Source organism: Mycobacterium sp. PDNC021 (assembly GCF_048282635.1).
GTDB lineage: Bacteria > Actinomycetota > Actinomycetes > Mycobacteriales > Mycobacteriaceae > Mycobacterium > Mycobacterium llatzerense.
The window spans coordinates 5180682-5191462 of sequence record NZ_CP182502.1 but is presented as its reverse complement, the minus strand read 5'-3'; the positions used below and the strand labels follow the sequence as shown (position 1 = coordinate 5191462).

The following is a 10781-nucleotide window of genomic DNA, read 5'->3' as shown; positions in this document are numbered from 1 at the left end:
GCCCGACGAGCGCTGGACCTCAGCCCGGCATAGCCCGCCATATGTTGTGTTGGCGGTCGCCCGCCCCGGTGCCGCCTAAGGCTAACCCGTCGGTCGATTCCTTGGTCGGCGGAAGTCAGTGAATGGTCAAGTATTGGTGCCTCAGCACCGCGGAGAGTTTGCTAATCCCGCGCCTCGGGCAGCACGTGCAGTGTCTGCCGCCACCGCGCCGGCGGCGGACCGAACGCCGCGCGGGCGTTCTCGATGATCTTCTTGCTCATCAACCGGTTGCCGACGCCACCGATCACCGCGCCGATGCCAACCGGCAGCAGCTTGCCGAAGGCGATGGCGCCACGCTTGAGCGCGTACTTCTTCACGAAGAACTTCAGCAGCCGTGAATTCAGTTGCGAGACAGCCGGCAGTGGCACGGTCGCCGCGCCGTCGGCCAGCCAGGCGCCACTGGTGCGGCCGGTGCCGAGCAGATCCCCGATGGCGTGCTTGCCCTCGTCGCCGACCAGCACCGCGAGCACCAGAGCGCGCCGGCGTTCCCGCTGTTCGACCGGGATGCCGTGCACCTCGGCGACCGCCAGGGCGAACACCGCGGTCGCTTCGAGGAACACCACGGTCTCGCCCGCAACCGCCGACATCGCGACGATGGTGCCGATGCCGGGGAAGGCGGCGGCCGACCCGACTGCGGCGCCGCTGGCCATGGTCGCGGCGAGGTAGTGGGTCTCGAGCTTGGCTATGATCTCGGCCGGGGTGGCGCCGGGTTTGTGTTCACGCAACCGGTTGACGTAGGCCGCCACGGCCGGCGCCTGCACCCGGGCTCCGCCTTCGAGGATGTGCGACAGTGCCTTGGCGGCGGCGCCAGGATTCTCGTCGCGGGCGTCATGCTTCACAGGCAACTGCCCCTTCATGCTGGAGCGAGCACTCATCGGCCGGCCTCTCCATCTCCGTACTCAGGATTTCAGGCTATCGCGTGGTCAACGATCGGCGCGTCATCTGAGTGCCCGGCACCGGCTGAGCCGGTAAATGCATCTGGACCTGCCTGGTTTGCCGGGAAGAAAAAACCGGTATGCATTGCTAACCATATTCATGGCAGCATCGCCCCTTGTGGATCTGACAGCGGTAGGTGACGCCGCCGATAGTGGCGCGCACCTCGAGGCACCGGAGGTACGTCCGGCGCCGAGCCGCACCCGGATGATCGTGGTGCTGGGCCTGCTGGTCGCGCTCGGCCCGCTGACCATCGACATGTACCTGCCTGCGCTGCCGCGCATCGCCTCTGAGCTGGGGCTGTCGTCGTCGGTGGCGCAGTTGACGCTGACGGGGACGCTCGGCGGGCTGGCCCTGGGGCAGCTGATCGTCGGCCCGCTGTCGGACGCGCTGGGCCGTCGGCGGCCCCTGGTCGCCGGCATCCTGCTGCACATGGCGGCCTCGGTGCTGTGCCTGTTCGCGCCGAACATCGAGGTGCTGGGTGTGGCTCGCACGCTGCAGGGCGTGGGCGCCGCCGCAGCCTCCGTCGTGGCCATCGCTGTCGTCAGTGACCTGTTCGAAGAGTCGGTCGCGGCCGTCGTGATGTCCCGGTTGATCCTGGTCCTGGGCGTGGCGCCGGTGTTGGCGCCCTCGTTGGGCGCGGCGGTACTGCTGCGCGGTTCGTGGCACTGGGTGTTCGCCGCACTCGCGGTGCTCGGTGGTGCGATCTTGGCCGTGGCGGTACTGGCCCTGCCCGAGACCCTCGCGGTCAAAGACCGGCGCCCGTTGCAACTGCGGGCAATTCTGCGCACCTACGTCGAGGTGCTGAGCGATATCCGGTTCGTCGTGCTGGTCATCGTCGGCGCGCTCGGGATGTCGGGCCTGTTCGCGTACATCGCGGGTGCCGCGTTCGTGCTGCAGGGGCGTTACGGCCTGGACCAGCAGGCCTTCGCCCTGGTGTTCGCCGCCGGCGCGATCGCGCTGATCGGTGCCACCCAGTTCAACGTCGTGCTGCTGCGCCGGTTCGAGCCGCAGAAGATTGCTCTTGTCGCGCTGGTCGCCGCATCGGTGTTCGGCCTCGGGTTCGTCGCGCTGGCGTTCCTGCACGTGGGTGGTCTGGCCGCTTTCCTGATTCCGGTCTGGGCCATGCTGGCCGCGATGGGCCTGGTGATTCCCAACACACCTGCCGTCGCACTGGCCCGTCACCCTGATGCCGCCGGCACCGCGGCGGCCGCACTGGGTGCTGCCCAGTTCGGTCTCGGCGCGGCGGTGGCGCCCCTCGTCGGCGCACTGGGCAACGGTGAGCTGGCTCTCGCTGCGGTGATGACGACGGGCGTCGTGGTTGCGCTGTTGGCGCTGCTGTCCGTCGGGGACATGGGCGAGTCGGGACACGAACGCCACCGGGCTTAGTCCCTCGGGCCCATCGGGGCCGTTGGCGCCATGGCCGAGCTGCTGACTTGTTCGGATCCGCGACTGTCCGTAGCGTCGAACTCGCGACCGGCACGTCGGCCGGCCACCGGACTTGATACCCACTGCATGCAAACGTTGATTTTCGCCGGAGTTTGTCGGTGAGTGCTGCGCAGGTCAGTCGACCCTGGAATGCCCTCTGGGCCATGATGTTCGGCTTCTTCATGATCCTGGTGGACTCCACGATCGTCTCCGTCGCCAACGTCGTCATCATGCAGAAGCTCGGCACCGACTACGACGGTGTCATCTGGGTGACCAGCGCCTACCTGCTGGCCTATGCGGTGCCGCTGCTGGTCGCCGGGCGGCTCGGTGACCGCTTCGGGCCGCGGAACCTGTATCTGGCCGGGCTCGCCGTCTTCACGCTGGCCTCGCTGTGGTGCGGCCTGTCCGGCAGCATCGGGATGCTCGTCGCCGCGCGCGTGGTGCAGGGTCTGGGCGCGGCGTTGTTGACCCCGCAGACGCTGTCCACGATCACCCGCATCTTCCCGCCCGATCACCGCGGTGCCGCCATGAGCGTGTGGGGCGCCACCGCCGGGGTGGCGACGCTGGTCGGCCCGCTGGCCGGTGGCGTGCTGGTGGACCACCTCGGCTGGCAGTGGATCTTCTTCGTGAACGTGCCGATCGGCATCGTCGGCCTGGCTCTGGCCTGGGTGCTGGTCCCGCAGCTGCCCACCGAGCGGCACCGGTTCGACGTGCTCGGCGTGGTGCTGTCGGGCGTCGGCATGTTCGGCATCGTGTTCGGCCTGCAGGAAGGGCAGACACACGACTGGGCCTGGTGGATCTGGCTGGTGATCCTCGGCGGCCTGGGCTTCCTGGCGGCCTTCGTGTACTGGCAGTCGGTCAATCCGGACGAGCCGCTGATTCCGTTGACGGTGTTCCGCGACAACGACTTCTGCCTGTCCAACGTGGCCGTGGCCACCATCGGGTTCTGCGTCACCGCGATGATCCTGCCGGTGATGTTCCACGCCCAGGCCGTGCTGGGTCTGAGCGCGACGCGGTCGGCCCTGCTCACTGCGCCCATGGCTGTGGTGTCCGGGATGCTGGCGCCGCTGGTGGGCAAGTTGATCGACCGTTATCCGCCGCAGCCGATCGTCGGGTCGGGGTTCTCGGCGCTGGCGATCGGGCTGACCTGGTTGTCGTTCGGGCTGACCCCGACGACGCCGATCTGGCTGCTGGTGCTGCCGTTCATCGCGATGGGCATCGGCATGGCATTCATCTGGTCGCCACTGGCGGCGACCGCCACCCGCAACCTGCCGCCACGGCTGGCCGGCGCCGGGTCCGGTGTCTACAACGCGACACGGCAGGTCGGTTCGGTGCTGGGCAGTGCGGGCATGGCCGCCTACATGACGTCCCGGATCAGCGCCGAGCTGCCGACCGGCGGCCCGCCGGCCGCCGGCGAGGGTACGGCCGTGACGCTGCCGCCGTTCTTACACGAGCCGTTCGCCACCGCGATGTCGCAATCGCTGCTGCTGCCGGCGTTCGTTGCGTTGTTCGGGGTCGTCGCCGCGATGTTCCTGCGCGGTCAGGTGACTCCGACCGCGGCGCCGGCTCGGTATGTGGAACCGGCCGAGCCCAACTACTTTCCCGATGACGACGACTACGTCGAGTACACCGTCGACCGCGCCGCGTTCGATGCCGTGTACGACTCCGAACCACGGGACTCCTGGTACGCCGAACCCGACGAGCCGCTCACCTCGCCGATTCCGGTGCACGTCGATCCGGTGCCGTCACGGCCGGGCCGGCACTACCGCGAAGATGACGATGCCACCGATCCGGGTGTGTACGGCCTGCAATCGATGTAGCGCGTTCGGGATGTCGAGGTTCGGTATGTCGAGCGTGCGGTCAGATCGTGAAAATCGCTGACGGGTCGGTCTGGCGGCACGCTCGTGCTGTGGGCTGGCCACCTCACCCCGCGAATGTGCGGTCAGCGCGCCCGATCGTCGGATCCGCGATCTGTGTGCACATTCGCGGTGGCGCTGGACCGGAGGTAGCGCTGCCCGCCGCTCAGTAGACGCGGCTGCCCTGCGCCGACAGCACGAAACCGTGGGCCTTCTGGTCCTGGCCCCAGGCTTCGCCAGGATTCTGGATCTCGCAGGTGAGTGATCCGTCACCCGCCGTCGCGCACACTTCGTCGTTCTCGTCGACGGACCCCTTGGCGCCAGGTACGACGATCTTCTGGCCAGGCGCCAACTCCCGGTAACTGGCGGGGTCGACGGGCACGCCGCCGTCCTGGGTTTCCTTCTGCTTCACATCAGCCTGGCCATAAGTCGCCACGCTGCCGGCCGCGACCTCCACCTGGGTCACGCCCGCGGGCACGCCCGGCAGCTTCCCCCAGCACGTGACGCTGGAGTAGTACTGCCAGGAGTTCGGGCCGTCGTACAGCTCGCAGTGCACGTCCCCGGCGGTCTTGAACCGGTACGACGACCAGCCGTAGTGCTTGGGTCCGGCGTAGTCGCAGACGTTCACCGGGGCGTAGCCGTCGAACCCGGTGATCGCCGCGGGCGCGCGGTTCGGATCGGTGGTGCCGCAGGCCGGTGCGGCGTGGCCGTCGGGCGCCGAGTGCATCGCGAGCAGTGGCAACGTGAGGGCAACGACCGGGGCGAATCTGCGCACGATATTTGACGCTACCGCCCAAAGTGGGCGGGATCAGCGGAACAACACCGCGGGATTCAGGTATCCCGTCGGGTCGAATGCCGCCTTCACCGTGCGCATGGCTGCGATATCGGCGTCGGTGCGTGACATTCCCAGGTAGTCCCGCTTGCGGGTGCCGACGCCGTGTTCGGAGCTGACGTTGCCGCTGCAGTCGGCGATCAGCGTCATCATCGCGGTGTACAGGCTGTGTCCTGTCTCGTCGGAGACGTTGCAGCGCACCAGGTTCAGATGCAGGTTGCCCTCGCCGATGTGGCCGAACAGTACAGGGATGGCCTCGGGTGCGTGCTCGGCGGTGACCGCGGCCGCCGCGTCGGCGAACCGGGCCACAGATGAAAGTGGCAGCGACACATCGAATTTCAGCGGCGGGCCATACCACCCCAGCACTTCGCCGATGGATTCGCGGACCTGCCACAGCCGCTGCGCCGCGCCGCCGTCGACGCCCACCGCCGGTTCGCCCGTCAGCTCGGCGTCGCTCAGCGCTGAGGCGAGCGTATCGGATTGGTCTGTGTCGCCGGCCATTTCGATCAGCAGCTGCCAGGCGCCACCGACGGCCGCGTGCACGCCGAGGTGCTCTGCGGTCAGGTCGCTGGCGCGGGCGTCGATCAGCTCGAGCGCCGCGATGCCATCGGTGTCCCGGAGCCGGCGCCCGGTGGCGATGAGGGCGTCGAGGTCGCCGAACCCGGCCACCGCGGTCACCCGGTGTGGCGGTTTCGGGTGCAGTCGCAGGTCCAGGCCGGTGATGACCCCGAGCGTGCCCTCGGCGCCGACGAACAACGAGGTCAGGTCGTAACCGGTGTTGTCGCTGCGCACCTGGCTGTGCCGGCGCACCAGCGAGCCGTCGGGCAACGCGACCTCGAGACCCAGAATCTGTTCGCGCATATTGCCGTATCGCACGGTGCGCAGGCCGCCGGCGTTCGTCGACGCCATGCCCCCGACCGTCGCCGAATCACGAGAAGCGAGGTCGACACCGAACACCAGACCCGCGGCCGCGGCGGCGTGCTGCACCGCGGCGCAGGTCGCTCCGGCCCCGACCTGGATCCGGCGTTCCTCGGCATCGACCGCGCCGACCGCCGACAACCGTTCGGTGGACAGCAGGATGTCATCGTGCTCGGGGACGGTGCCGGCCACCAGTGACGTCCGTCCGCCCTGCACCGTGACGCAGGCGCCCGCGTCCCGGCACGCCCGCAGTACTGCCGCGACTTCGGTATCGCTGCCCGGACGGACCAGGGCCTGGGCGCGGCCGTGGTAGCGGCCGGTGTGGTCGACGACGCGTCCGGCGAGCACGTCGGCGTCGGTGGTGACGTATGCGGCGCCGACGATCTCGGCCAACTGTGCGACGAGCGTCATTGCGCGGTCGTCACCGACAGGAACGCGCCCAGTTCGATCATGCCGTCCGGGGTCGACGGGAGATAGTCGGTCAGATACGTCGAGCGCACCACGTAGGCGGCGTACTTCGCGCGGCTGATTGCCACGTTGAGGCGGTTGCGATTCAGCAGAAAGCCCATGCCGCGGGGCACCTCGGCGATGGACGACGCCGTCATCGAGACGAACACCACGGGGGCCTGCCGCCCCTGGAACTTGTCGACGGTGCCCACCTGAACATCGCCGTACCCGGCCGCGTCCATCCGCTCGCGCAACAGCAACACCTGCGCGTTGTACGGCGCCACGATCAGAATATCCTCGGGCTCAAGGTTTTTCGTGCCGTCCTCGTCGGACCACTGCCGGCCGACCAGGCCGCCGATGGCCGCGATGATCGCCTCGGCCTCCTCGGGGCTGTCGGTCGCATTGCCCTCGTGGTCGACGGTCATCAGGTGCACCCCGGGTTCGATCCCGGCCAATCGCCGTGCACCGCTGACGCTTTCGGCAGCCAGCAGCCGGTTGTCGTATGACAATGCTGACACCGGCGCGCACACGGCGGGGTGCATCCGGTACGACACGTCCAGGAAGTAGCCGCGTTCGGCGGGCAGGGTGTGCCGTCCCTCGACCAGCCAGCTCAGGGCCGATTCGTCGACCGGCTCCGGGTGGGTGCCCTGGCTGACCTGCGGCAGCTGCTGCGGATCGCCGAGCAGCAGCAGATTGCTCGCCGCGGGTGCGACGGCGATGGTGTTGGCCAGGCTGAACTGGCCGGCCTCCTCGATGACCAGTAGATCCAGGCAACCCCGCGGGACACGCCCGTCGTTGGCGAAATCCCAAGCGGTGCCTCCGATCACGCAACCGTTGCTGTCGTCGATGAAGCGCGCGTACTGGTTGTCCGGGACGTCGCTGAACGGCGCGTCCTCGGGCGCGCGCTTCTTGCCGACCACCCGGCCGTCCACGCCCGCCTTGACCACGCTGGCGAGCACGTTCTCGACGACAGCGTGCGACTGCGCCACCACCCCGATGCGCCAGTGGTCGCGGTTGACCAGGTCGGCCATGACCTTCGAGGCCGTGAAGGTCTTTCCGGTTCCCGGCGGGCCGTGCACCGCAAGGTACGACGAGTCCAAATCCCGCAGGGCGGCAACGATGTCCCGCGCCGTGTCACCGGTGCGGGGGAGTGGTCCCTTGGACAGGGTGCGCGGGGTGGACCGCAACAGGATGTCCAGCGCCGCGCTAGGCGGCAACGACGGCAGTCCGGTAGCCACTGCACCGGCTGTCGTCTCGATCGACGTTCGCAGCGGTTTGGTGTTCGGCGGCGGACCCGGCGTCAGCGCGAAGGGCAGCTGGCCGAACTCGTCGCCGTCCTTGCCGGTGCGGTGCATGATCAGCACCTCGGTGCCATCTTCATTGCAGTCCAGCACCTTCGCGGTGCCGGCGGCGCGGACGTCCGGATCGTCGGAAAGCCCGGTCGGAGAGGGCGGTTCGTAGAGGGCGAACACCTCGGCGTCTGGCCGGATCGAGCCGGCGGCGATCTCGCCGCGCAGCAGCACCTGGCGCTGGGGCTTGCGGGCCTTGGGTGGGGTGTTCCAGTCGACGGCGATATGTGGGGTGACCGTGGCCACGAAAACGTCTGTGCTGTCGGCCCATTCGTCGACCGGGTTGTTGATCCGGTCGAAATGCTCCCACCAGAAGGGCTTCTCCTCGCGCTGGTGGTACCCGCGGGCGGCCGCGATCATGGCCACGGCCTGCTGCTCGTCCGAGCGTGCCGTAGTGCCGTCACCCGCGTACTTCGCCAGGGCGCGCTGCGTCGCGTCGTCGGTCGGCACCGCCGTCTCGGGTTGCGCGGGGCCGCCGCTGACCGGCCCGCGGGGCGCGATGCCCTCGGCCCACGCCACCCCGAGCAGCCACTCACGCAACCGCAGTGTGGAGCGGCAGTCGTAGTGGTTGTAGTCCTCGATCTGCTTGAGGACCGTCGCGGCTTCCTCGTGTTCCCCGGCCGCCTCGAGTTCGGTGTAGCGCGCGTACTGCGTGATGGAGTCGGTGGCCTTGGTGACCTCGCCGACGCGCAACTCGCCGCCCATGTACAGCGGTTCCAGATACTTGATGCTGTAGCTCTCGGTGCCGACCCGAATACTCTTGCGCACCAACGGCAAAAGGTCCACCAGTACGCCGCTGCGCAGCAGCTCGTCCACCTCGTCCTCGCCGACGCCGTAGCGCCCCGACAGCCGCAGCAGCGTGCTCTTCTCGTAGGCCGCGTAGTGGTAGATGTGCATGTTCGGGTACCGCTTGCGTTGCTTGCGCACGAACGCCAGGAAGTCGACGAGTGCCTGCCGTTCACTGGCCCGGTCATGCGCCCACAGCGGGTGGAAATCCCCGGTCGCGGTCAAGGTGCCCCAGAGGTACTCCAGGCCCCAGTCCCGGCCGTTCTCGGTCCACAGCGGGTCGCCTTCGTAATCGAAGAACAGGTCGCCGCGATCGGGTTCGGGCAGCCCGGTGAGCGGCTGTGCGTCGATCACCTCGAACTGGGGCTTGTTGTCGACCGGGGGAGCGACCTGCAGCCGCGCTTGCCCGACGAGATTCGCCACGATGCGGGACGAGAGCCCCGGCACTGCGCCGCTGTGTTCGGCCAGCTCGTGCACGGTGGTGATCCCGGCTTCGAGCAGTCGGGCCCGCTGGCTCACCCGCATCCCGGCCACCAGCAGCAGGTCGTCCCGCTCGCGGACCTCGACTTCGCAGTCCTCGCATTGATGGCAGGCCCGCAGCTCCGGGGACTCCCACGACACCGGCGCCCCGCCGGCCCGGTGCTCGTCGAGCAGCCGCTGCAGTGCGGCCCGTCGCGGCAGGTAGACCGGAAGCAGTTCGGCCACTGGGTAACTGGCGATGGTGCCGTCACCGAGCACCAGGTCGACCTCCGGCGCCACCGGCACTCCGGCCTGCTCCAGCGCGTCGGCGTAGGCCGCCAGCTGCAGGAGTGCCTCGACTTTCACCGAGCGCGCCAGCTTCGTGTCCCGCAGGCGATAGCGGCCGTCGTCCAGGATCAGGAAGTCGGCGAAACCCAGGAAGCGGCCGTCGAACATCGCGGCCTGATAGATCACCGGCTCCCGGCGGTCGACCGCCGCCCGGGTGGCCTCGGCCGCGCCGATCAGTCCGGACACCGTGTACGGCCGCGGCCGGCCGATCGTCGTGACGTTGTCCCCGGCTGCGGCCAGCTGTTCCAGGTGCCGCTGCTCGTGGGCGTCACCGAGTTCGGCGGTGCGGGCCAGCAGATCGTCGTCCACGACGGCTTTCGGTCCCCGGCCCAGCAGCCCGTCGAACCGGCGCAGCAGCGCGTACTCGCAGCGCGCCGCGGCGGCGAGGTCGGACGCGCTGTAAATCACAGCGGCGTCCTCACCATCGGAGTGCTTGCCGGGACTGAGGAACACGTCGCCACCATATGGCAGCCCGCCGACAGACCGGGGCTACCTTGGCTGGAGTGAGCGGGATTTTCACCACCAGCGTCGCGTCGGTCTATCCCCACTACGTCAACAAGGTGGAGAAGAAGGGGCGCACGACTGCTGACCTGGATCAGGTCATCTGCTGGCTGACGGGTTTCGATCAGGCCGCGCTGGCTGCGCATCTCGAAACAGAGACGACCTTCGAGGACTTCTTCGCCGCGGCGACGCTGAACCCGAACGCGGCACTGATCACCGGGCTGGTGTGCGGCGTCCGCGTCGAGAACGTCGAGGACCCGCTGATGCAGAAGATCCGCTACCTCGACAAGCTGGTCGACGAGCTGGCCAAGGGTAAGGCCATGGACAAGGTGCTGCGCGCTTAGTGCGTGTTGCCGATCAGCTCGACGCCGTTGCCGTTCCAGTGGAACCGCACGACGCTCTTGAGGCCACTGGCCGGATTGGTGTAGCTCAGCGCGACGGTGTCGCCGGTGGTCGCGGCCAGGTCGATGCCGTTGAACCCGTACGTGTCGGGCACCCCGGTCGGGATGAGCTGGCCCAGGTGGAACATCACGGCGCGGGTATTCGGCTGCTCGCCGTTGGTGTTCGCCTTCACAATGACCACCGACAGTGGCGCGCACTGGTTGTAGTTGCCGGCCAGCGGCTCGGGGCTCCAGCCCTGCTTGCTGCGGGGATCGGCGGGCAGCGTGGACACCGCCTTGGCGATATCGGGGGCCGTGAGACTGACGGCGCAGGGGTCGGCCGGAGCCGCGCTGGTCTTCGGACCTGCGACGACGGTCGGCGCGGCGGTTTTCTTGGCGGCGGCAGGCGCGGTCGGATCGGGCGTCTTGGAGGCCGTCGAGTCGCCCGACCCACAGGCGGACAGGCTTGCCGCCGCGAGTGCGGCCACCGCGATCGTCATCAGTT

8 protein-coding genes are annotated in these 10781 nt (G+C 68.7%); 3 read left to right on the top strand and 5 right to left on the bottom strand.

Going from position 1 to position 10781, the window contains the following annotated elements; genetic code table 11:
* Window positions 1-161 precede the first annotated feature (161 nt).
* Entirely contained in the window at window positions 162-914 is a 753-nt protein-coding gene (locus tag ACNO8X_RS24730; protein ID WP_260942430.1) for a hypothetical protein, read from the bottom strand.
* Between the two features lie 160 nt (window positions 915-1074).
* Here ACNO8X_RS24730 and ACNO8X_RS24725 point away from each other — a divergent pair, with 160 nt between their 5' ends.
* Both ACNO8X_RS24725 and ACNO8X_RS24720 read left to right on the top strand, forming a co-directional pair.
* Window positions 1075-2361, top strand: coding sequence for a Bcr/CflA family efflux MFS transporter (locus tag ACNO8X_RS24725; protein ID WP_418003142.1), 1287 nt, complete (start codon window positions 1075-1077; stop codon window positions 2359-2361).
* A gap of 203 nt (window positions 2362-2564) precedes the next feature.
* The gene (locus ACNO8X_RS24720; protein WP_418006023.1) at window positions 2565-4220 is read left to right on the top strand and encodes a DHA2 family efflux MFS transporter permease subunit; all 1656 of its coding nucleotides are present in this window, start codon (window positions 2565-2567) and stop codon (window positions 4218-4220) included.
* 202 nt (window positions 4221-4422) lie between these two features.
* Here the strand turns inward: ACNO8X_RS24720 and ACNO8X_RS24715 are convergent, their stop codons facing one another.
* Genes ACNO8X_RS24715 through ACNO8X_RS24705 form a run of 3 tightly spaced genes read right to left on the bottom strand, consistent with a single transcriptional unit; the run spans window position 4423 to window position 9848 of the window.
* A complete protein-coding gene (locus ACNO8X_RS24715; RefSeq protein WP_418003141.1) occupies window positions 4423-5031 on the bottom strand; it encodes a hypothetical protein in 609 nt (202 codons plus the stop codon).
* Window positions 5032-5064: 33 nt separating this feature from the next.
* Window positions 5065-6417, bottom strand: a complete 1353-nt coding sequence (locus ACNO8X_RS24710; protein WP_418003140.1) for an FAD-binding oxidoreductase — start codon at window positions 6415-6417, stop codon at window positions 5065-5067.
* Entirely contained in the window at window positions 6414-9848 is a 3435-nt protein-coding gene (locus ACNO8X_RS24705; RefSeq protein WP_418003139.1) for a TM0106 family RecB-like putative nuclease, read from the bottom strand. The genes ACNO8X_RS24710 and ACNO8X_RS24705 overlap by 4 nt, the downstream gene beginning before the upstream one ends.
* 50 nt (window positions 9849-9898) lie before the next feature.
* On the opposite strand from ACNO8X_RS24705, the gene ACNO8X_RS24700 reads away from it, so the two are divergent.
* Window positions 9899-10240 (top strand): DUF2200 domain-containing protein, encoded by a 342-nt coding sequence (locus tag ACNO8X_RS24700; protein ID WP_418003138.1) that lies wholly within the window; start codon window positions 9899-9901, stop codon window positions 10238-10240.
* Here the strand turns inward: ACNO8X_RS24700 and ACNO8X_RS24695 are convergent.
* Window positions 10237-10776: an LppP/LprE family lipoprotein gene (locus ACNO8X_RS24695; RefSeq protein WP_418006022.1), complete on the bottom strand. Its 540-nt coding sequence runs from the start codon at window positions 10774-10776 to the stop codon at window positions 10237-10239. The genes ACNO8X_RS24700 and ACNO8X_RS24695 overlap by 4 nt on opposite strands.
* Window positions 10777-10781 lie beyond the last annotated feature (5 nt).